The sequence below is a fragment of the Streptomyces sp. NPDC054770 genome (genome assembly GCF_053611985.1).
In genome coordinates this window covers 5748-27136 of record NZ_JBSHBL010000103.1, presented here as the reverse complement: position 1 = coordinate 27136, position 21389 = coordinate 5748, and the positions used below count along the sequence as shown (strand labels likewise).

Sequence of the window (21389 nt, the reverse complement as noted above, 5' to 3'; positions counted from 1 at the left end):
CCGACGCATACTTGACGCATCTAGTAAGGCTCCTTAACTTTATCGGCCATCCCGCCGAGTCGGCCCCCGTCTCGTCGTCCGCGCCTCGTTCCGCCTCCCCGTGTCTCGCTCAGGAGCCCCCATGTCTGCTGGTCCCCGTAGTCCCGTCGTCTCGGGCAGTGCCCCGCCGACCGGCGGTTTCGTCCGCCGCGTCGGCCTGTTCCAGGCCACCGCCATCAACATGAGCCAGATGTGCGGCATCGGTCCGTTCGTGACCATCCCGCTGATGGTCGCCGCGTTCGGCGGCCCGCAGGCGGTGATCGGCTTCGTCGCGGGCGCGGTGCTCGCGCTCTGCGACGGCCTCGTCTGGGCCGAACTCGGCGCCGCGATGCCCGGCTCCGGCGGCAGTTACGTCTATCTGCGCCAGGCCTTCCAGTACCGCACCGGACGCCTGATGCCGTTCCTGTTCGTATGGACGGCGATGCTCTTCATCCCGCTGATCATGTCCACGGGGGTGGTCGGCTTCGTCCAGTACCTGGGCTACCTCGCCCCGGGCCTCGGCCAGACCTCCGGCGACCTGATCGGGCTCGGCGTCATCGCGCTGGTGGTGCTCCTGCTCTGGCGCGGCATCGAGCACATCGCCAGGATCACCGCCGTCATGTGGACGGTGATGATCGCCTCGGTGCTGCTGGTGATCGTCGCCGCGGCGAGCGACTTCAGCCCGCACCTGGCCTTCACCTACCCGGCGCACGCCTTCGACCTGACGAGTGACCACTTCTGGCTCGGCTTCGCCGCGGGCCTGACCATCGGCATCTACGACTACCTCGGCTACAACACCACGGCCTACATGGGCGCCGAGATCAAGGACCCAGGGCGCGTCCTGCCGCGCTCCATCCTCTTCTCGATCCTCGGCATCATGGCGATCTACCTGCTGCTCCAGATCGGCACCCTCGGCGTCATCGACTGGCACCGCATGACGAACCCGGACGACATCGCGTCGACTTCCGTGGCCTCGGCGGTTCTTGAGAAGACCTGGGGCAAGGGGGCCGCCGACACGGTGACCGTGCTGATCCTGATCACGGCCTTCGCCTCGGTCTTCACCGGCCTGCTCGGCGGCTCCCGGGTGCCCTACGACGCCGCCCGCGACCGGGTCTTCTTCCGCCCCTACGAGAAACTGCACCCCAAGCACCGCTTCCCGATGCTGGGGCTCGCGACCATGGGCGTGATCACCGCGATCGGCTTCCTGATCGGCCGTCACACCGACCTGGCCACGCTGATCCAGCTGCTCACCACCGTGATGGTGATCGTCCAGGCGCTGGCCCAGATCGTCGCGCTCACCGTGCTGCGCCGCCGGCAGCCGGCCCTGAAGCGGCCGTACCGCATGTGGCTGTACCCGCTGCCGAGCATCGTCGCCTTCGCCGGCTGGTGCGTGATCTACGGCTACGCCGACCGGAACTCCCCGGGCCGCCACCCCATCGAGTGGTCCCTGGCCTGGCTCGCTCTCGGCTGCGTGGCGTTCCTGGTCTGGGCCCGGCTGGAGAAGGTGTGGCCGTTCGGGGCGAAGGAGATCAGCGAGGAGTACCTGACACCCGACGAGGCGGCCGTGGTGTAGCGTTCCGGCGTAAGCGTCAGCCTCATCCGGTGCGGTCAACTCCCACCGGGTGAGGCTTTTTTCATGACCGAGCACACCGAAGCGGACGTCGTCGTCCGCCCTGCCGTCCCCGGGGACCGCCCCGTCGTCGAACGCCTGTGGCTGATGTTCCGCCACGACCTGTCCGGGTTCCGAGGGCTCCTGCCGGCTCCCGACGGCTCGTTCCGCGACGAGCGCGTCGAGGACGCCTTCTCCTCGCCCGACTGGGCGCCCTACCTCTTCGTGCGCGGCGAGCATCCGGTCGGCTTCGCGTTCGTCCGGGCGCTGGACGCCCCCGCGCGGGTGCTCAACAGCTTCTTCGTGGTGCGCGGCGTACGGCGGACGGGCATCGGGCTGGCCGCCGTACGCGAGGTCCTCGCCCGTCATCCGGGCCGCTGGGAGATCGCGTTCCAGTACGAGAACCCGGGCGCCGTCGCCTTCTGGCGGCGGGTCGCGGCCGAGGCCGCCGGCGACGACTGGACGGAGCGGCCCCGCCCGGTACCGGGCCGGCCGGAGCTGCCGCCGGACGTGTGGATCTCGTTCGACACGGCGTCCCGAGCGGACGGCACCGGCCGCCCGCGTTGACATGCAGGGAATTACCTGCATAACGTTGGGTGTGCGATCAGCGGACGACAGCGGGATGGACCAGGTCTTCAAGGCGCTGGCCGACGACACGCGCAGGCGGCTGCTCGACCGGCTGCACGAGCGGAACGGCCAGACGCTGGGCGAGCTGTGCGGGCACATCGCGATGGCCCGGCAGTCGGTGACCCAGCACCTGGCCGTCCTGGAGGCCGCCAACCTGGTCAGCACCGTGCGGCGGGGGCGGGAGAAGCTGCACTACCTCAACCCGGTGCCGCTCCACGAGATCCAGGAGCGGTGGATCGACAAGTTCGAGCGCCCGCGCCTGCGCGCGCTCGGCGACCTGAAGCGACGAGCCGAGGAAGCCATGAGCGACCAGCCCAGCTATGTCTACGTCACCTACATCGCCAGCACCCCCGAGAAGGTCTGGGACGCCCTCACGGACGCCGACCTGACCGCCGTCTACTGGGGGCACTCCAACGTCTCCGACTGGCGGCCCGGCTCCCGCTGGGAGCACGTGCGCACGGACGGCTCCGGCATCGCGGACGTGGTCGGCACCGTCGTCGAGAGCGAGCGACCGACCCGCCTGGTCACCACCTGGGCCGCACCCGCGGACGAGGACGACCGGGGCCGGCACTCCCGGGTCACCTTCGACATCCGGCCGCACGCCGACATCGTCAAGCTCACCGTCACCCACGAGGACCTGGGCGGCGAGGACGAGCTCCGCGCCGTCTCGTCCGGCTGGCCGGCCGTGCTGTCCAACCTGAAGTCCCTCATCGAGACCGGCCGTCCGCTGCCGCAGGAGCCCTGGCTGGTCCCCGGCCGCTGAGCGGGCGCGCCACGGGGCCGGTCCACCGTCGTCGGACCGGCCCCGCGTCCTCCCTTCCAGGGGATGCCGCTGTGCCTAGGTCATAGGCGTCCGCTTGGCCGCCGAAGCGGCGCACACCAGCCCGAGGCAGAGGGCCAGCGCGCCGATGATGACGTTGTTGATGATGACGCCCTTGTCAGGGCTGGTGCCGACCACCCAGGGGGCGATGATCATCCAGATGCCGATGGCGCACATGGCCCAGCTGAGGCCGTACATGCGCTCCGGCGCCCTGGTGAAGCCCAGTGCCAGCAGGCCTATCGCTATGCCCATGATCAGGTTGTGGGCCACGAGCGCGGGCTGGCTCGCCGTGTAGTGGAGGATCCACGGGGACGCCGCGCAGTACAGACCGAGCAGGAACACCGGTCCGTCCACGAGCGCCACATCACGGCCGCCGAGCATGCGGGCGTAGCGCTCCCGCATCTCGGAGACATCGGGGTGGCTGGCTATGTCACTTCTGCCGTGCGAGACGTTGGCCATGACTCGTCTCCTTTGACTTGCAGGCCTGACCGCGTCTGGTGCGTGCGGTATGCGCCGCTAGAGAGCATTCTGCTCTTATTTCTTCCTTATGTGTACTCCCGCGCGGGCCCGGCCGCCCCGCCGCGCTCAGCCGCGCTCCCGGGCCTGCCGGAAGCGGGCGAGACCGTCCGCCAGGTCGACGATCGGCTCCGGGTAGTCGAACGCCGCCCGGTCCGGGGCGCCCAGCTTCCACGGCTCGTGCACCTTCGCCCCCGGCAGCCCCGCCAGCTCCGGCACCCAGCGCCGGACGTACTCGCCGTCCGGGTCGTAACGCTTCGCCTGGATCACCGGATTGAGGACCCGGTTGGGGCGGGAGTCCGTGCCGGTGCCCGCCACCCACTGCCAGTTGAGCTGGTTGTTCGCCACATCCCCGTCGACCAGCAGCTCCAGGAAGTGCCGGGCGCCCACCCGCCAGTCCACGTACAGCGTCTTGGCCAGGAAGCTCGCCGTCAGCAGCCGGCCGCGGTTGTGCATCCAGCCCTCGTGGCGCAGCTGGCGCATCGCCGCGTCGACGACCGGGTAGCCGGTACACCCCGCACGCCACGCCTCGGCGTCCTCGCCGGCGTCCCGCCCGGTGCGCCAACGGTCGTGTTTCGTACGGTAGTCGGCCGTGGCCGCCGCCGGCCGCACGGCCAGCACCTGCCGGTGGAAGTCCCGCCACGCCAGCTGCCGCACGAACGCCTCGGCGCCCGGCCCGCCCGCCTTCCGGGACCGGTGGACCAGCTCGACGGGGGAGAGCGTCCCGAAGTGGAGATGCGGCGAGAGCCGGGAGGTCGCGTCGCCGGCCAGGTCGTCGTGGCGCTCCTCGTACGACCCGATGCCCGCCCGCAGCCAGGCCGCCAGCCGCCCGCGGCCCTCCGCCTCGCCACCGGCGGCCAGGCCCGCCGACACGCCGGACAGCCGGTCGCGGCGCGGCAGCGGCTCGGACCCGACCCCGTCCGGCACCCGGACCCGGCGCGGCGCGGCCACGGCGTCCCGCAGCGGGTGGAGCGACCACTGCCGGAAGTACGGCGTGAACACCGCGTAGTGGTCCGAGCCGGCCGGGGTCACCGCGCCGGCCGGGACCGCCGCGGTCACCGCGTCGTGCACGTGCAGTCGCCGGCCGTCCGCCGCCAGGGCACGGCGCAGCCGCTCCTCCCGGCGCTGCGCGTGCCCGCTCACGTCGGCCGCCAGGTGCACCGCGTCGGCGTCCGCCTCGGCCGCCACCTTGCACACCTCCTCGACCAGGTCTCCCGAACGCACCACCAGCCGGCCACCGCGCTCGCGCAGCCCCGCGTCCAGGTCGCGCAGGCAGTCGGCGAGGAACGCCAGCCGGTTGGGCACCGCGAAACCGGCCCGGTCCACCCCGCGGTCCCGCACGAACAGCGGCACGACCTCGCGCGAGCCGTCCAGGGCCGCCCGCAGCGGCGGATGGTCGTGCAGACGCAGGTCGGCGGTGAACAGGACGACCGAGACGTTCATCCGGGTGGCTCCAGGGCGGTACGGGAACAGGCTGCGAAAGCTCCACGCTCCCACTTCTCCGCGCCCCGGCGGCGGACCGGCGGCCTGCGCTCTTCCGTGTTTCCGGCATGTCCGCGTCGATCGGGGGCAAGCGCACCGCAAGGTGGAAAACCGACTCGGGAGGTGCAGGACCACTATGGGCGCGAGGGTGCTGGAGCGATTTCCCGCCGGGTCTCCCCGGGGCTCGTGGCCGGCCGAGGAGTACGCGGCGAGGTGCCGGGCCGAGGGCGGCCGGGCGACCGTGGTGATGGACCTCAGCACGGACGCCTTCCTGGTCGTGGTGCCCGGCTCGGACGACGGGTCGCCCTCCGCGGTGTCCGCGTCAGCCGGTCAGTGACTGCTCGGCCCAGATGGTCTTGCCCCGGTCGCCGTACCGCGTCCCCCAGTTCTGCGCGAGCTGGGCGATCAGGTAGAGACCGCGTCCGCCCTCGTCGGTGTCCTGGGCGCGCCGCACGTGCGGCGAGGTGCTGCTGCCGTCCGACACCTCGCAGATCAGGCTCCGGTCCCGGATCAGGCGCAGCGTGATCGGCGCACCGCCGTAGCGCAGTGCGTTCGTCACCAGCTCGCTGACGATCAGCTCGGTGGTGAACGACGACTCCGCCAGGCCCCAGCGCGCCAGCTGCCGTGCCGTCAGCTCCCGTGCCCGGCCGACCATTTCGTCCCGCGCCCCGATCTCCCAGGTGACATGGGAGTCCGGGGCCAGACCGCTCATCCGGGCCACCAGGACGGCCACGTCGTCCTGGTGCCCCGGCGGCAGCAGGTCGCGCACCAGGGTGTCGCACACCTCCTGCGGAGCGGCCGACACCGGGGTGCGGGACAGGGCGGCGCGCAGCCGGCGCAGCCCGGTGTCGAGGTCCTGCGCACGTGACTCAAGGAGCCCGTCGGTGTAAAGGACGATGAGGTCGCCGTCGTCCAGGGCGATCTCGCGCTCCTCGAACACGACACCGCCCAGGCCCAGCGGCGGGCCGCCGGGCAGGGCCACGAACTCGACGGCGCCGTCCGCCGAGACGACCGCCGGCGGCGGATGGCCGGCCCGAGCCAGCCGGCACAGCCGCGACACCGGGTCGTACACCGCGTACAGGCAGGTCGCCCCCGTCACCAGGGACACCTCGTCGCCGCGCTCGTCGAGGAACCGGCTCATCTGCTCGTCCAGGTGGGCGAGGAGCTCCACCGGGGACAGGTCGAGATCCGCGAGCGTGCGTACCGCACCGCGCAGCCGGCCCATGGTCACCGCCGACTGGAGACCGTGCCCGACCACGTCGCCCACCACGAGCGCCACCCGCGCCCCGGACAGCGGGATCACGTCGAACCAGTCGCCGCCCAGCCCGGTGTGCTCGCTGGCCGGCAGATAGCGGGACGCCGTCCGCACCGCCGACGGCGACGGCAGCCGCTGGGGGAGCAGACTGCGCCTCAGGGTCCGGGCCGTCGTCCGCTCCCGGTGGTAGCGGCTCGCGTTGTCGACGCACACCGCGGTGCGGGTCACGATCTGCTCGGCGAGCCGCACGTCCTCGGGCTCGAACCGGCGGGGGCTGCGGGAACGCATGAAGACGGCGGTGCCGAGGGCGACACCCCGGGCGAGCAGGGGGACGAGCAGCCAGGAGTGGACGTCCGGGCCGGCGCCCGGTGCCATCCGGCCCGCGGTGCCGGGGGACAGCTGCTCGTCCGCGAGGAGCACGGACCCGCCCTTGGCCAGGGCGTCGAGGAACGGCGAGCCGGGCGCCGTCGCCGCCGTGTCGGGCTCGCCCACCGCTACCGCCCGGGCCCCGTCGGTGCTGCCCTCCCCGGTGGCTCCGCTGCCGGCGGCTCGGCGCAGCAGCGGGTGGCCCGGCTGCGCGTCGTCGGCGGGCTCCCGGTCGGGGAAGATGGAGTCCAGCAGGTCGACGTGGCAGGTGTCGGCGAACCAGGGCACCGCGACGTCGGCCAGTTCCCGGGCCGTCTGCCAGAGGTCCAGGGAGGTCCCGATCCGGCTGCCGGCCTCGTTGGCCAGGACCAGCCGCTCCCGCGAGCGGACCCGCTGGGTCACGTCGGAGACCACATGGGCCAGCGCGATCACCCTCCCGGACGGGTTCCTGAGCGGCAGGATCGACTCCGACCACACGTAGTCGTCGGGCGAACCGGGGACGGGATGGCCGACCACCTCGGTGTCGATCAATGCCTCGCCGGTCTCCAGTACCCGCCGCTGCCGCTCCTCCAGGGCATCGAGGTCCAGCAGGCCGGGCGGGGCCATCTCCCGCATGGTGTGCCCGGTGTACGGGGTCTCCCGGAACACCCCGGCGCGCCGCTGCGCGAGGTTCTGGGCGATGAACCGCAGCCGCGTGTCGAAGAGGTCGATGTGGAAGGGGATGTCGGTGAACAGCCCCTGCAACAGGGCACGGCCGAATTTGTACGTCCGGTACGACTCCGCGCCCGCCCCCTGCACGAGCCACCGGCGCTCGCCGTCCGCCGAGGTGAGGGAGCGCGCCCAGACCTGGACCTCGACCGGTTCCCCGTCGCGTCGCCGCAGCACCAGCGGCCCCCGGCGGGCACCCGCCTGCCAGCGCCGGAGCACCTGCGCGCCGTCGGCGGGGTCGTGGAGCAACGTGTCCGCGGGCCGCCCGAGCACCTCCCGCGCCGAATGGCCGAGCAGCTCCTCGGCGCCCGGGCCCCAGGCCGCGAGCCGGCCCTGTGCGTCGAGCAGGACCTCCGCCTCGCCCCCGGGCTCCGGAAGCTCGCCGCGGCCGTCGAAGGTGATGTCGCGCATCCTCACCTCGGGCACATCAGTGCCGGACTCGGGATGTGGTGGTTTGTGGTGTTTGCGCAATAGATGATACCCGCGCGGGCGGCCCCCGTGGGTCGCTGACAGATCCTTGACCCCCGCTGCGGCCTCCGCGATGCTGTGTTGCGAAACACGAGATGCGTGCCGTATTGGGCAACATCTCGCCGCCTCAGTCAGCCGAGGAGTGGCCATGTCCCAGCAGGTTCGTGCCGTCGTCGCGCGGAGCAAGGGCGCCCCCGTCAGTCTGGAGACCATCGTCGTGCCCGACCCCGGTCCGGGCGAGGCGCTGGTCAGGATCGAGGCCTGCGGGGTCTGCCACACCGATCTGCACTACCGCGAGGGCGGGATCAGCGACGACTTCCCGTTCCTGCTGGGGCACGAGGCGGCGGGGGTCGTCGAGGCGGTCGGCGACGGGGTCACCGACGTGGCGCCCGGTGACTTCGTGATCCTCAACTGGCGTGCCGTGTGCGGCCAGTGCCGGGCCTGTCTGCGCGGGCGGCCGTGGTACTGCTTCAACACGCACAACGCCAAGCAGAAGATGACCCTGACCGACGGCACGGAACTCTCGCCCGCCCTCGGGATCGGCGCCTTCGCGGAGAAGACGCTGGTGGCGGCCGGGCAGTGCACCAAGGTCGACCGGCGTGCGTCGGCGGCGGCCGCCGGACTGCTGGGCTGCGGCGTGATGGCGGGCATCGGCGCCGCCCTCAACACGGGCGGTGTCGGCCGTGGCGACACCGTCGCCGTCATCGGCTGCGGAGGCGTCGGCGCGGCCGCGGTGCTCGGCTCGAACCTGGCGGGCGCGGGGCGGATCATCGCGGTGGACATCGACGACCGCAAGCTGGACACGGCACGCAGGCTCGGCGCCACCCACACGGTCAACTCCAAGGAGGCCGACGCCGTGGACGCGGTGCGCGACCTGACCGGCGGCTTCGGCGCCGACGTGGTCATCGAGGCGGTCGGACGTCCGGAGACGTACCGGCAGGCCTTCTACGCCCGCGACCTCGCCGGCACCGTCGTCCTGGTCGGCGTGCCCACCCCCGAGATGAAGCTCGAACTGCCGCTGCTGGACGTCTTCGGCCGCGGCGGGGCGCTCAAGTCGTCCTGGTACGGGGACTGTCTGCCCTCCCGGGACTTCCCGATGCTCATCGACCTGTACCTGCAGGGCCGCCTCGACCTGGACGCCTTCGTCACCGAGACCATCGGGCTCGACGAGGTCGAGAAGGCCTTCGAGCGCATGCACCACGGCGACGTCCTGCGCTCGGTGGTGCTCCTGTGACGGGCGACCGCGGTCTCTGACCGCCCCGCCGACGCAGCGGCCCTGTCCCGGTGACGGCACCGGGACAGGGCCGTGGCCGCACTTCACCCGTGACCTGTTCGCCCTGCTCACGGGCGGTTTCGAGGGTGCTTCGAGGTGTCCGCGGGACCGCCCGCGCGGCCCGGGTAAACCGGCGCGAGAACTCCTTGACAACGCTTCGCGGCGGCCCGCAGACTGGCGTTGCGCTCATCGCAATCCGTTTCGCTATACGCACCGAGGTGTCATGATGATTCCCGCGTGCCGTCTCGCGGATCTGCCGCGAGGTGAGGCCCACCGGCTCGACATCGAACCGCCCGTCTCGGTGTTCCACACCGATGACGGTGAGCTCTTCGCCATCGACGACACCTGCACCCACCAGGACGCCTCGCTCGCCGACGGCTGGCTGGAGGGCTGCGAGGTGGAATGCCCCCTGCACGCCTCGAAGTTCGACCTGCGCACCGGCGCCGTGGACGCACCCCCGGCCAAGCGCCCGGTGCGCACCCACGAGGTCGTCGTGGAGGACGGAACGGTCTACGTCCGGTTGTCCGCGGATGCGCCCAACCTGCCGCCGTGCGTCACCGCCCGCCTCGCCGGAGGCGCGGCGTGAGGACGGTCGCCGTGGTGGGCGCCTCGCTGGCCGGACTGTCGGCCGCGCGCTCGCTGCGGCAGCGGGGGTACGACGGCCGGCTGGTCGTCGTCGGCGACGAGCCCCACCGCCCGTACGACAGGCCGCCGTTGTCCAAGGAGTTCCTGGCCGGCACGCTCGGCGAGGCCGACCTGGCGCTGGAGCGCGACGACGAGGAACTCGGCGCCGAGTGGCTGCTCGGCGCACGCGCCACCGGGCTCGACCGCACCGCGCGGACCGTCCGGCTGGCCGACGGCCGGGAGGTCCGCGCCGACGGCGTGGTCATCGCGACCGGCGCCGCCGCCCGTACCCTGCCCGGCACCGAAGGCCTCGCCGGGGTCCACACCCTGCGCACCCTCGACGACGCCCGCGCGCTGCGGGACGACCTGGCCCGGGGCGGCCGACTGGTGGTGATCGGCGGCGGGTTCGTCGGCGCCGAGGTCGCCGCCACGGCGTACGCGCTCGGGCTCGACGTCACCGTGATCGAGGCGGCGCCGACCCCGCTGGCCGGACCCCTCGGCGAGGAAATGGGCCGGGTCGTCTCCGCACTCCACGCCGACCACGGGGTACGGCTGCTGTGCGGGGTCGGGGTGAAGGGGCTGAGCGGCGAGCGCCAGGTGGCCGCCGTCCTGCTGGAGGACGGCCGCAGCGTGCCCGCCGACACCGTCGTCGTCGGCGTCGGGGCGCGCCCCTGCGTCGAGTGGCTGGACGGCTCCGGCGTCGTACTCGACAACGGCGTGAAGTGCGGCGCCGACGGGCGCACCAGCGTGGCCGGGGTGGTGGCCGTCGGCGACTGCGCCAACTGGTACGACCCGCACACCGGCTCCCACCGCAGGGTCGAGCACTGGACCGGCGCGCTGGAACGACCGGACACCGCCGTCGCCACCCTGCTCGCGCACGGCGCGCGGGAACCGGGGGCGCCCCGGCCGCCGTACTTCTGGTCCGACCAGTACGGCGTGAAGATCCAGTTCGTCGGCCACGCCGCCGGGGCCGACAGCGTGACGGTCGAGGAGGGCTCGACCGACGACCGCAGCTTTCTCGCCGTGTACCGGCGGGCGGGCCGCCAGGTCGCGGTGCTCGGGATGAACCAGCCGCGGCTGTTCACCCGCGCCCGCAAGCAGTTCGGCACCGCCGCGTCCTGACCGGCGCCCGCGCCACCCCACCGATCCACGACGTCCTCCGAGGAGTGCACCGTGACCTCGACCAGCCTGCCGGACAGCCTGATCGCCACCCTCCCCGGCTCCGCCTACACCGATCCCGGGATCTTCGCCCAGGAGCAGGAGCGCATCTTCGAGACGATGTGGTTCTGCGTCGCCCGCGCCGCGGACCTGCCGAAGCCCGGCGCCTTCCGCACCGTCGACGTGGGCCGCGAGAGCATCCTCGTCACCCGGGCCCGGGACCGGTCGATCCGCGCCTACTTCAACGTGTGCCGGCACCGCGGCGCCAAGCTCCGCACCGAGGAGACCGGCGAGGTCGCACGCGCCTTCCAGTGCCCGTACCACGCCTGGACCTACGGCCTCGACGGCAAGCTGGTCGCCGCGCCCAACCTCACCAAGATGCCCGACGTCGGCCGCACCGAGTACGGCCTGGTGGGTGTGGCCGTCCGGGAGTGGCTCGGCTATGTGTGGGTGTGCCTCGCGGAGAACCCGCCGTCCTTCGAGGAGGACGTGATCGGGGCGGCGGTCGAGCGGCTGGGCGACGTGGAGTCGATCGAGCACTACGGCATCGAGGACCTCTCGGTCGGCAGACGGATCGTCTACGACGTCAAGGCGAACTGGAAGCTCATCATCGAGAACTTCATGGAGTGCTACCACTGCGCCACCATCCACCCCGAACTCACCGAGGTGCTGCCCGAGTTCGCCGACGGCTACGCGGCGCAGTACTACGTCGGGCACGGCGCCGAGTTCGGCGCGGACGTCCAGGGCTTCACCGTCGACGGCTCCGAGGGGCTCGACCGTATCCCCGGGGTCGCGGAGGACCAGGACCGGCGGTACTACGCGATCACCGTCAAACCGCAGGTGTTCATCAACCTGGTCCCGGACCATGTGATATTCCACCGGATGTACCCGGTGGCCGCCGACCGCACGATCGTCGAGTGCGACTGGCTCTACCTGCCGCACGTCGTGGAGAGCGGCAAGGACGTCAGCCGGTCCGTGGAGCTCTTCGACCGGGTCAACCGCCAGGACTTCGACGCCTGCGAGCGCACCCAGCCCGGCATGAGCTCACGGCTGTACGCGAAGGGCGGGGTGCTGGTGCCCAGCGAGCACCACATCGGCGCCTTCCACGACTGGGTCGACGAGCGGCTCGGCACCCGGCAGCCGGACTGACGCCCGTGGCCCGCGTCGGACCGGTGTGCACGCGGGCCCTGCGGCGGTCGTCGCCCTGAGCGTGCTCAGCCCAGGAACCCCATGCGGTGGCTGATCTCCTCCGCGCCCTTGACCAGCACCGGAGCCAGCTCGTGCATGCGTTCCTCGGTGAACCGGTAGGACGGCCCGGAGGCGCTGATGGAGGCGATGACCTGGCCGTCCCGGTCCCGGATCGGCGCGGCCATGGCGTGCAGCCCGATCTCCAGCTCCTCCAGGGTCCAGGCGTAACCGCGCTCCCGGGCCTCGGCGAGGTTCTTCTCCAGTTTCGCCTTCGAGGAGATGGTGTGCGGGGTCAGCTTCTTCAGCCCCCCGTCCGAGATCAGCGCGGCGCGCTCCTTGGCGGGCACGTGGGCCAGCATGATCTTGCCGCTGGAGGTGGCGTGCAGCGGGGTCAGCTGGCCGACCCAGTTGTGCGCGCTGACGGCGGCCGCGCCGCGCACCTGGTAGAGGTTGATCGCGTAGTGCTCCTGCATCACCGCGATGTTGACCGTCTCGCCGATCTCCTCGGCCAGCCGCTCGCACACCACCCGGCCCTGCTGGGTGACGTCGATGCGTCCCGTCACGGCCCCCGCCAGGCGTACGATGCCGAAGCCGAGCGAGTACTTGCCCCGCTCGCCCGACTGCTCCACGAGACCGCGTGCCTCCAGGGCGCCGAGCAGCCGGAACGCGGTCGACTTGTGAACATCGATCTCCGCGGCCACCTCGCTCACCCCCGCCTCGCCGCGCTGGGCCAGGATCTCCAGGACGCTGATGGCGCGGTCGACGGACTGCACGCCGCCAGAAGATGAGCCGTTCGTTTCGGTATCCGGACTGTAGTTGCTCATGGCGAAACTATACGCGCAGTAAACAACACCCTCCAAGTAACGCGATGTGAACAAAGATCTTACAAGTTGCGCGGTTCGCAACCTGGTGCGTATAGCGATACCCGTACTAGCATGCCGCGCAATCGACGGCGCGAGCGAGACGAGGCACCATGGCTCCCTTGCAGTACGACTTCGTCATCGTCGGCGGTGGATCGGCCGGCAGCGCACTGGCGAACCGGCTCTCGGCCGACCCCGGCAACCGGGTGCTCGTCCTGGAGGCAGGCCGCCCCGACTACCCGTGGGACGTCTTCATCCACATGCCGGCGGCGCTCACCTACCCCATCGGCAGCCGCTTCTACGACTGGAAGTACGAGTCCGAGCCCGAGCCCCACATGGGCGGCCGCCGCATCTACCACGCCCGCGGCAAGGTGCTCGGCGGCTCCAGCAGCATCAACGGCATGATCTTCCAGCGCGGCAACCCGCTCGACTACGAGCGCTGGGCCGCCGACCCCGGCATGGAGACCTGGGACTACGCCCACTGCCTCCCGTACTTCCGCCGGATGGAGAACTGCCTCGCCGCCGACCCGGACGACGAGTTCCGCGGCCACGACGGCCCCCTGGTCCTGGAGCGCGGCCCGGCCACCAACCCGCTCTTCTCCGCCTTCCTGAAGGCGACCGAGGAGGCGGGCTACGCGCCCACCGACGACGTCAACGGCTACCGGCAGGAGGGCTTCGCCAAGTTCGACCGCAACGTCCACCGCGGCCGCCGCCTGTCCGCGTCCAAGGCGTACCTCAAGCCCGCCAGGAAGCGCCCCAACCTCACCGTGAGGACCCGCGCCCTGGTCACCCGCGTCCTCTTCGAGGGCAAGAAGGCCGTCGGCGTCGAGTACCGGCGTGGCAAGGGCGCCCTCCAGGAGGTCCGGGCCAAGGAGGTCATCCTCTGCGGCGGCGCGATCAACTCCCCGCAGCTGCTCCAGCTCTCCGGCATCGGCAACGCCGAGGAGCTGGGCGCCCTCGGCATCGACGTCGTCCACGACCTGCCGGGCGTCGGCGAGAACCTCCAGGACCACCTGGAGGTGTACATCCAGTACGCCTGCAAGCAGCCCGTCTCCGTGCAGCCGTACCTCGCGAAGTGGCGGGCCCCCTTCATCGGCCTCCAGTGGCTCTTCCGCAAGGGACCGGCCGCGACCAACCACTTCGAGGCCGGCGGCTTCTGCCGCAGCAACGACGAGGTGGACTACCCCAACCTGATGTTCCACTTCCTGCCCATCGCGGTCCGCTACGACGGCTCGGTGCCCGCAGGCGGCCACGGCTACCAGGTGCACGTCGGCCCCATGTACTCCGACGCCCTCGGCTCGGTGAAGATCCGGAGCAAGGACCCCCGCGAACACCCGGCCCTGCGCTTCAACTACCTCTCCACCGAGCAGGACCGCCGCGAGTGGGTCGAGGCGATCAGGGTCGCCCGCGAGCTCCTCAACCAGCCCGCACTGGCCCCCTACAACGACGGGGAGATCTCACCCGGCCCGTCCGTGGCGACCGACGAGGAGATCCTCGCCTGGGTCGCCAAGGACGGCGAGACCGCCCTGCACCCGTCCTGCACCTGCAAGATGGGCACGGACGAGATGTCCGTCGTCGACCCGGCGAGCATGCGGGTGCACGGCGTGGAGGGACTGCGCGTGGTGGACGCCTCGGTGATGCCGTACGTCACCAACGGCAACATCTACGCCCCGGTGATGATGATCGCCGAGAAGGCGGCCGACCTCATCCTCGGCAAGGAGCCGCTGCCCGCCTCGAAGGCCGCCTTCTACCGGCACCGCGACGCCCAGAAGCAGGTCGGGTAGACCATGGGCGCCGAGGCGCTGCGGGCGCTGCTCGCCCGGGTCCGCTACGAGGTGCTGCCGGCGCGGGCGACCGAGGAGAAGGTCCTCGCCCAGGTGCCCCGAGACGTCGTGGTCACGGTCACGGCGTCACCCGTCAAGGGCCTGGAGCCGACCCTCGACCTCACCGAGCGGCTCGCGGCACACGGCTACCGGGTCGTCCCGCACGTGCCCGCACGGCTGCTGCGGGACGACACCCACCTCAAGGACGTCACCGAGCGGCTGCGCGCGGCGGGCGTCGACGACCTCTTCGTCCCGGCGGGCGACGCCGATCCGCCCGCCGGGCCGTACGAGGGGGCGCTGCCGGTGCTGCGCCGGCTGACCGAACTGGGCGGACCCTTCGCGGAGACGGGCATCACCGGCTATCCGGAGAGCCACCCGTTGATCCACGACGACCTCACCATCCAGGCGATGTGGGACAAGCGGGCGCACGCCACCTACATCGTCAGCAACCTCTGCTTCGACGCGCGCGTGCTCGGCGACTGGCTCGGCCGGATCCGGCGCCGGGACGTCACCCTGCCCGTATACATAGGGGTCGCCGGGCCCGTCCAGCGGGCCAGGCTGCTGACGATGGCGACGAAGATCGGAGTGGGGGAGTCGACCCGCTTCCTCACCCGGCACGCCTCCTGGTTCCTGCGCTTCGCCACCCCCGGCGGTTACGACCCGGAGCGGCTGCTCGCCCGCGGCGGGGAGGCGTTCACCGCGCCGGAGGCAGGCGTGGCGGGCCTCCATCTGTTCACCTTCAACCAGGTTGCCGAGACGGAGCGGTGGCGCCGTGCGCTGCTGGACCGGCTGGGCGGCTGACCCGCCCGAGGAGGCGCCGCTTTCGCGGCCGAATCGGGATACGCGGAGCCCTTGACGGCTGTCAGTACATTCGGTCAGGGTGTTCCACCAAAAGCAATCCAATGCACAATGCGCAACGAATTCGGGCTCGAAGGGCGCGGCCGTGGCAGATCTGTATGTGGATGGGAAATGGCGCTCGGCGGTGGCCGGCGGCCACCGCGAGATCCGCTGTCCGGCGGACGGCACCCTCGTCGCGACGGTCTCGGAGGCGACCCGCCCCGACACGGAGGCGGCGATCACCGCGGCCCGCCGCGCCTTCGATGAGGGCCCCTGGCCGCACACCCCCGAGCGCGAGCGCGGCGCCCTGCTGCTGCGCACCGCCGACATCATCGAGCGCGACGCCAAGGAATTCGCCCGCGCCGAGTCCCTGGACACCGGCAAGCGCCTGGTGGAGAGCGAGTACGACATCGCCGACGTCGTCTCCTGCCTCCGCTACTACGGCGGCATCGCGGGCACCGGCGCCGGCCGGGTGATCGACACCGGACGTGCGGACGCCGTCAGCCGTGTCGTGTACGAGCCGGTCGGCGTGTGCGGACTGATCACCCCGTGGAACTACCCGCTGCTGCAAGCAAGTTGGAAGGTCGCGCCCGCTCTCGTCGCGGGCAACACGTTCGTCCTGAAGCCCAGCGAGCTCACTCCCTCCACTGCGATCCTGCTGCTGAAGGCGCTGGAGGAGGCCGGACTCCCGCCCGGTGTCGGCAACCTCGTCCTCGGCGCCGGACCCGAGGCCGGCGCCGCGCTCTCCGAGCACCCCGCCGTCGACATGGTGTCCTTCACCGGCGGCCTGGAGACCGGCAAACGGATCATGGCCACCGCCGCGGCGACCGTGAAGAAGGTCGCCCTCGAACTCGGCGGCAAGAACCCCAATGTGGTCTTCGCCGACGCCGACTTCGACACCGCCGTCGACTTCGCGCTCACCGCCGTCTTCCTGCACTCCGGGCAGGTCTGCTCGGCCGGCGCCCGGCTGATCGTCGAGGACTCCATCCACGACGCCTTCGTCGACGAGGTCGTGCGCCGCGCCCGCCTCATCCGGCTGGGCGGCCCCTTCGACCCCGAGGCCGAGACCGGCGCGCTGATCTCCGCGCAGCACCGCGAGAAGGTCGAGGCGTACGTCGCCGCCGGCCTCGCCGAGGGTGCCGTACTGCGCTGCGGCGGCACCCGCCCCGACGACCCCGCGCTCGCGAACGGCTTCTACTACCCGCCCACCGTCCTCGACGAGTGCCGGCAGGACATGCGCGTGGTGCACGAGGAGTCCTTCGGACCCGTGCTCACCGTCGAACGCTTCCGGGACGAGGACGACGCCGTCCGCATCGCCAACGACACGGAGTACGGCCTCGCCGGAGCCGTCTGGACACAGGACGCGGGCAAGGCCCAGCGGGTCGCCCGCCGGCTGCGCCACGGCACCGTCTGGATCAACGACTACCACCCCTATGTGCCGCAGGCGGAATGGGGTGGCTTCGGGCACTCGGGCGTGGGCCGCGAGCTGGGACCGACCGGCCTGGACGAGTACCGAGAGCCCAAGCACGTCTGGCAGAACATCCAACCCCGGCCGCAGCACTGGTTCCGCGGCTGACGCCGAAGAGAGGTCCCCACCATGCCCCCAGCCCAGACCGAGGCGTCGCAGCGGCGCGCCACGTCCGAGGAACCCCGGGACCGCACCCCGGTCATCTCCGTGCGCCGGCTGTGGAAGGTGTTCGGGCCCAAGGCCGACGAGGTGCCGGGCTCCGAGGAGCTGTGCGGCCTCACCCGCCGCGAGCTCATGGACCGCACCGGCTGCACCGCCGCCGTCCGGGACGTCGACTTCGAGGTGTCGCCCGGCGAGGTCTTCGTCGTCATGGGCCTGTCCGGGTCCGGCAAGTCCACCCTGGTGCGATGTCTGACCCGGCTGATCGAACCCACCGCCGGCGAGATCGTCTTCGAGGGCGAGGACATCCGGGACGCCGACGCCCGGCGGCTGCGCGAGCTGCGGCGCAGCAAGTTCTCCATGGTCTTCCAGCACTTCGGCCTGCTGCCGCACCGCAAGGTCGTCGACAACGTGGCGTTCGGCCTGGAGATCCGGGGCATGGGCAGGGCCGACCGCATGAAACGGGCGATGGAGACCGTCGAACTGGTGGGCCTCGCCGGTTACGAGAACTCCTATCCCGACCAGCTCTCCGGCGGTATGCAGCAACGTGTGGGTCTGGCCAGGGCGTTGGCCGGCGACCCCGACGTCCTCTTCTTCGACGAACCGTTCTCCGCACTCGACCCGCTGATCCGCCGCGACATGCAGAGCGAGGTCATCCGGCTGCACCACGAGGTCGGCAAGACCATGGTGTTCATCACCCACGACCTCTCCGAGGCGCTCAAACTGGGCGACCGCATCCTGATCATGCGGGACGGCAAGACGGTCCAGTGCGGCACCGGCGACGAACTGGTGGGCGCCCCGGCGGACGACTACGTAAGGGACTTCGTCAAGGACGTGCCGCGCGGCGACGTCCTCACCCTGCGCTGGATCATGCGGCCCGCCGAGCCCGACGACGCCCTCGACGGACCGGAGCTGGGCCCGGACGTCGTGGTACGCGAGGCGACCCGGGCGGTGCTCGCCGCCGACAGGCCGGTCAAGGTCGTCGAGAACGGCAAGCTGCTGGGCATCGTCGGCGACGAGGAGATCCTCGCCGTGGTCGCCGGACAGGACGGCGGCGCCTGATGGCCGCCGTCGCCGACGCGACCGCGCCGGTCGCGACGATCCGCAGGAAGGTCAGCCGCCCGATGGCGGTGGCGGCGATCCTGGTCCTGTGGCTGGTGCTCTTCGCCGCGTTCCGCGGCCGGCAGACGCTGACCCTGGCCGCCGCCGACCTCACCGGTCTGCACCGCTGGCTCAACGACGTGAACGACAGCATCGGCGCCAACCGCAACTCCAACCCGCTCTTCCTGTACTTCTTCAACGAGATCCGGCTGGCCATCGACAACCTGGTCACCTTCGTCCAGTCGCTGATCTCCCAGCCGACCGACGGCCGCCCGGTCCCGCAGATCGGCTGGCTCGGCGTCGTCGGCATCGCCGGCTACGTCTCCTGGGCCGTGGGCAACTGGCGGGTCGCCCTGCTGGCCGTCGCCGGCTTCACCTTCTTCGGGCTCCAGGGCCTGTGGCAGGAGAGCATGGACACCCTGGCGCTGACCCTGTCGGCGGTCCTGGTGGCCCTGCTCATCGGGATCCCGCTCGGCGTGTGGGCGGGGCTCTCCGACCGGTTCAACCGGATCATGACGCCCTTCCTGGACTTCATGCAGACGATGCCGACCTTCGTCTACCTCGCCCCGCTGACCCTGATCTTCCTCATCGGCGGCGCCTCCGCCGTGATCACCACCGTGATCTACGCGGCCCCGCCCGCCATCCGCATCACCGCGCACGCCATCCGCTCGGTGCCCGAGACCACCGTGGAGGCGGCCGACTCGCTCGGCACCACCCGCACCCAGCAACTGCTGAAGGTGCTGCTGCCGATGTCGAAGCGCACGGTCGTCATGGGCGTCAACCAGACCATCATGGCCGCCCTGGCCATGGTCACCATCGCCGCCCTGATCGACGCGCCCGGCCTCGGCAAGACCGTCGTCCAGGCCCTCCAGTCGCTCGACGTCGGCACCGCCTTCAACGCCGGCCTCGCCATCGTCGTCATGGCGATCGTGCTCGACCGGGTCACCACCGCGGCCGCCGCCCGCACCGAGACCCGCCGCACGGACGGGCGGTTCCTCACGTGGCGCCGCCCGCTGCTGGGGGCGGGCGGGGCCGCCGCCGTCGTCCTGGTCTACCTCTCCCACACCTACGTCTGGGCGGCCGAGTTCCCCGGCGACGGCACCGCCGGCAGCCACATCGCCAGCGCCGCCGACACCGCGACCACCTGGATGCAGGACCACCTCTCCGGCCTCACCAACGCCCTGCGGGACGCCCTCACCAACGGCCTGCTCAACCCCTTCCAGACCCTGCTCACCGACTCCCCGTGGTGGCTGGTCGGTGCCGTCCTGGTCGCGCTCGGCGCGGTCCTCGGCGGCTGGCGGGCCGGGGTGACGGCGGCCGTGTGCGTCGGCCTGCTGGTCGGCACGGGCCTGTGGTCGGACAGCATGACCACGCTCGCCTCGACCGCCGTGGCCACCGTCCTGGTGATGCTGGTCGGCGTCGTCTTCGGCGTGTGGATGGGCCGCAGCACTCTGGTGGACCGGCTGATCCGGCCCACCCTGGACGCCGCGCAGGTCATGCCGCCGTTCGTCTACCTGGTGCCGTTCCTGGCGCTGTTCGGCGCCACCCGCTTCACCGCGATCATCGCGGCTGTCGTCTACGCGGCACCCGTCGCCGTCAAGATCATCGCGGACGGGGTGCGGAACGTGTCCGCGCCCACCGTGGAGGCGGCCACCTCGGCCGGGTGCAACACCTGGCAGATCATCACCAAGGTCCAGCTGCCGATGGCACGCAGCGCCCTGACCCTCGCGACCAACCAGGGCCTGATCTACGTGCTGTCGATGGTTGTGGTGGGCGGCCTGGTGGGGGCCGGCGCCCTCGGCTACGACGTCGTGGCCGGTTTCTCGCAGGGCGAGCTGTACGGCAAGGGGCTGGCGGCAGGGCTCGCCATCGTACTGCTCGGAGTCATGTTCGACCGGATCACTCAGGCTGCGGCACGACGCACCAGGGCATAAGGAGCTCGACATCATGGCACAACACTGGCGAGCCGGCGCGGCCGGCCTGGCCGTCCTCGGCCTCACCCTCACCGCCTGCGGCGGGGCGAAGGTCGGCGAGAGCAGTTCCGCCGGCTCGAAGTCCTCGGACGGCAAGTGCGGCACCTTCAACCTGGCCGTCAACCCCTGGGTGGGCTACGAGGCGGACGCGGCGGTCGTCGCGTACGTCGCGCAGCACGACCTCGGCTGTACGGTCGCCAAGAAGGACCTCAAGGAGGAGATCGCCTGGCAGGGCTTCGGGACCGGCGAGGTCGACGCCGTCCTGGAGAATTGGGGCCACGACGATCTGAAGAAGAAGTACATCACCGGCCAGAAGACGGCCGTCGAGGCCGGTTCCACCGGCAACAAGGGCATCATCGGCTGGTACGTGCCGCCGTGGCTGGCCAAGGCGCACCCGGACATCACCAACTGGGAGAGCCTCAACAAGTACGCGGCCAACTTCAAGACCTCGGAGTCCGGCGGCAAGGGCCAGCTGCTCGACGGCGACCCCTCGTACGTCACCAACGACGCCGCCCTGGTGAAGAACCTGAAGCTGAACTTCAAGGTGGTGTACGCGGGCAGCGAGACCGCGCTCATCCAGGCCTTCAGAACGGCCGAGAAGAACAAGCAGTGGCTCATCGGCTACTTCTACGAACCGCAGTGGTTCCTGTCCGAGGTGCCGCTGGTCAAGGTCAGCCTGCCCAAGTACACGACCGGTTGCGACGCCGACGCGGCGAAGGTCGCCTGCGACTACCCCGTCTACGACCTCGACAAGATCGTCAGCGCGAGCTTCGCCAAGTCCGGCAGCCCGGCGTACGACCTGGTGAAGAACTTCAACTGGACCAACGACGACCAGAACACCGTGGCCAAGTACATCGCGGTGGACAAGCTGTCGGACGACGCGGCGGCGAAGAAGTGGGTCGATGCCAACCCCGACAAGGTGAAGGCCTGGCTGAAGTAGCGAGGGCCGCGCGGAGAGTTGTTCCGGGACACCCGGCGGGGGGGGCGCCCGTGTGGGGACCGCCCCCCGGGCGGTTGCCGTTTAGGGGCGGCCCCGGGGCTGGCGCCCTAACCGCT

The 21389-nt window shown here is 71.3% G+C and carries 18 protein-coding genes; 14 read left to right on the top strand and 4 right to left on the bottom strand.

The window, feature by feature from the left end; all coding sequences use genetic code 11:
* The first annotated feature begins 121 nt into the window (after nucleotides 1–121).
* From ACWGKQ_RS46435 to ACWGKQ_RS46425, 3 genes are all read left to right on the top strand, one after another.
* Nucleotides 122–1591 (top strand): APC family permease, encoded by a 1470-nt coding sequence (locus ACWGKQ_RS46435; RefSeq protein ID WP_453298139.1) that lies wholly within the window; start codon nucleotides 122–124, stop codon nucleotides 1589–1591.
* A gap of 63 nt (nucleotides 1592–1654) precedes the next feature.
* Complete coding sequence (locus ACWGKQ_RS46430; RefSeq protein ID WP_453298138.1) at nucleotides 1655–2194, top strand: GNAT family N-acetyltransferase; 540 nt, start codon at nucleotides 1655–1657, stop codon at nucleotides 2192–2194.
* Between the two features lie 55 nt (nucleotides 2195–2249).
* Nucleotides 2250–3017: an ArsR/SmtB family transcription factor gene (locus ACWGKQ_RS46425; protein ID WP_453298144.1), complete on the top strand. Its 768-nt coding sequence runs from the start codon at nucleotides 2250–2252 to the stop codon at nucleotides 3015–3017.
* A gap of 75 nt (nucleotides 3018–3092) precedes the next feature.
* Here the strand turns inward: ACWGKQ_RS46425 and ACWGKQ_RS46420 are convergent, their stop codons facing one another.
* Nucleotides 3093–3533 (bottom strand): SPW repeat protein, encoded by a 441-nt coding sequence (locus tag ACWGKQ_RS46420; RefSeq protein WP_453298137.1) that lies wholly within the window; start codon nucleotides 3531–3533, stop codon nucleotides 3093–3095.
* A gap of 126 nt (nucleotides 3534–3659) precedes the next feature.
* Nucleotides 3660–5033: a cryptochrome/photolyase family protein gene (locus tag ACWGKQ_RS46415; protein WP_453298136.1), complete on the bottom strand. Its 1374-nt coding sequence runs from the start codon at nucleotides 5031–5033 to the stop codon at nucleotides 3660–3662.
* A 175-nt stretch (nucleotides 5034–5208) separates the two neighbouring features.
* Between ACWGKQ_RS46415 and ACWGKQ_RS46410 the strand changes: the two genes are divergently transcribed.
* Nucleotides 5209–5409: a hypothetical protein gene (locus ACWGKQ_RS46410; RefSeq protein ID WP_453298135.1), complete on the top strand. Its 201-nt coding sequence runs from the start codon at nucleotides 5209–5211 to the stop codon at nucleotides 5407–5409.
* Here ACWGKQ_RS46410 and ACWGKQ_RS46405 read toward each other — a convergent pair.
* Complete coding sequence (locus ACWGKQ_RS46405; RefSeq protein ID WP_453298134.1) at nucleotides 5395–7812, bottom strand: SpoIIE family protein phosphatase; 2418 nt, start codon at nucleotides 7810–7812, stop codon at nucleotides 5395–5397. The two genes, ACWGKQ_RS46410 and ACWGKQ_RS46405, sit on opposite strands and share 15 nt — an antisense overlap.
* A gap of 205 nt (nucleotides 7813–8017) precedes the next feature.
* Here ACWGKQ_RS46405 and ACWGKQ_RS46400 point away from each other — a divergent pair, with 205 nt between their 5' ends.
* The 4 genes from ACWGKQ_RS46400 to ACWGKQ_RS46385 all read left to right on the top strand — a co-directional run bounded on the left by ACWGKQ_RS46400 (nucleotide 8018) and on the right by ACWGKQ_RS46385 (nucleotide 12073).
* Nucleotides 8018–9103, top strand: coding sequence for an S-(hydroxymethyl)mycothiol dehydrogenase (locus ACWGKQ_RS46400; RefSeq protein ID WP_453298133.1), 1086 nt, complete (start codon nucleotides 8018–8020; stop codon nucleotides 9101–9103).
* Between the two features lie 262 nt (nucleotides 9104–9365).
* Nucleotides 9366–9728 (top strand): bifunctional 3-phenylpropionate/cinnamic acid dioxygenase ferredoxin subunit, encoded by a 363-nt coding sequence (locus tag ACWGKQ_RS46395; RefSeq protein ID WP_453298132.1) that lies wholly within the window; start codon nucleotides 9366–9368, stop codon nucleotides 9726–9728.
* A complete protein-coding gene (locus tag ACWGKQ_RS46390; RefSeq protein ID WP_453298131.1) occupies nucleotides 9725–10888 on the top strand; it encodes an NAD(P)/FAD-dependent oxidoreductase in 1164 nt (387 codons plus the stop codon). The genes ACWGKQ_RS46395 and ACWGKQ_RS46390 overlap by 4 nt, the downstream gene beginning before the upstream one ends.
* A 51-nt stretch (nucleotides 10889–10939) precedes the next feature.
* Nucleotides 10940–12073 (top strand): aromatic ring-hydroxylating oxygenase subunit alpha, encoded by a 1134-nt coding sequence (locus tag ACWGKQ_RS46385; RefSeq protein ID WP_453298130.1) that lies wholly within the window; start codon nucleotides 10940–10942, stop codon nucleotides 12071–12073.
* Nucleotides 12074–12138: 65 nt separating this feature from the next.
* Here ACWGKQ_RS46385 and ACWGKQ_RS46380 read toward each other — a convergent pair whose 3' ends face one another.
* Nucleotides 12139–12936 (bottom strand): IclR family transcriptional regulator, encoded by a 798-nt coding sequence (locus ACWGKQ_RS46380; RefSeq protein WP_453298129.1) that lies wholly within the window; start codon nucleotides 12934–12936, stop codon nucleotides 12139–12141.
* 149 nt (nucleotides 12937–13085) lie between these two features.
* On the opposite strand from ACWGKQ_RS46380, the gene betA reads away from it, so the two are divergent.
* The 6 genes from betA (at nucleotide 13086) to ACWGKQ_RS46350 (ending at nucleotide 21273) form a co-directional block, all read left to right on the top strand.
* The gene (betA, locus tag ACWGKQ_RS46375; RefSeq protein ID WP_453298128.1) at nucleotides 13086–14756 is read left to right on the top strand and encodes a choline dehydrogenase; all 1671 of its coding nucleotides are present in this window, start codon (nucleotides 13086–13088) and stop codon (nucleotides 14754–14756) included.
* A 3-nt stretch (nucleotides 14757–14759) separates the two neighbouring features.
* Complete coding sequence (locus tag ACWGKQ_RS46370; protein ID WP_453298127.1) at nucleotides 14760–15596, top strand: 5,10-methylenetetrahydrofolate reductase; 837 nt, start codon at nucleotides 14760–14762, stop codon at nucleotides 15594–15596.
* A gap of 142 nt (nucleotides 15597–15738) precedes the next feature.
* Nucleotides 15739–17208, top strand: coding sequence for an aldehyde dehydrogenase family protein (locus ACWGKQ_RS46365; protein WP_453298126.1), 1470 nt, complete (start codon nucleotides 15739–15741; stop codon nucleotides 17206–17208).
* A 21-nt stretch (nucleotides 17209–17229) separates the two neighbouring features.
* Entirely contained in the window at nucleotides 17230–18321 is a 1092-nt protein-coding gene (locus ACWGKQ_RS46360; RefSeq protein ID WP_453298125.1) for a quaternary amine ABC transporter ATP-binding protein, read from the top strand.
* A complete protein-coding gene (locus ACWGKQ_RS46355; protein WP_453298124.1) occupies nucleotides 18321–20294 on the top strand; it encodes an ABC transporter permease in 1974 nt (657 codons plus the stop codon). The genes ACWGKQ_RS46360 and ACWGKQ_RS46355 overlap by 1 nt, the downstream gene beginning before the upstream one ends.
* A 13-nt stretch (nucleotides 20295–20307) precedes the next feature.
* Nucleotides 20308–21273 carry an ABC transporter substrate-binding protein gene (locus ACWGKQ_RS46350; RefSeq protein ID WP_453298123.1) on the top strand — a complete coding sequence of 322 codons (966 nt, stop codon included), beginning with the start codon at nucleotides 20308–20310 and terminating at the stop codon, nucleotides 21271–21273.
* The last annotated feature ends 116 nt before the right edge of the window (nucleotides 21274–21389 follow it).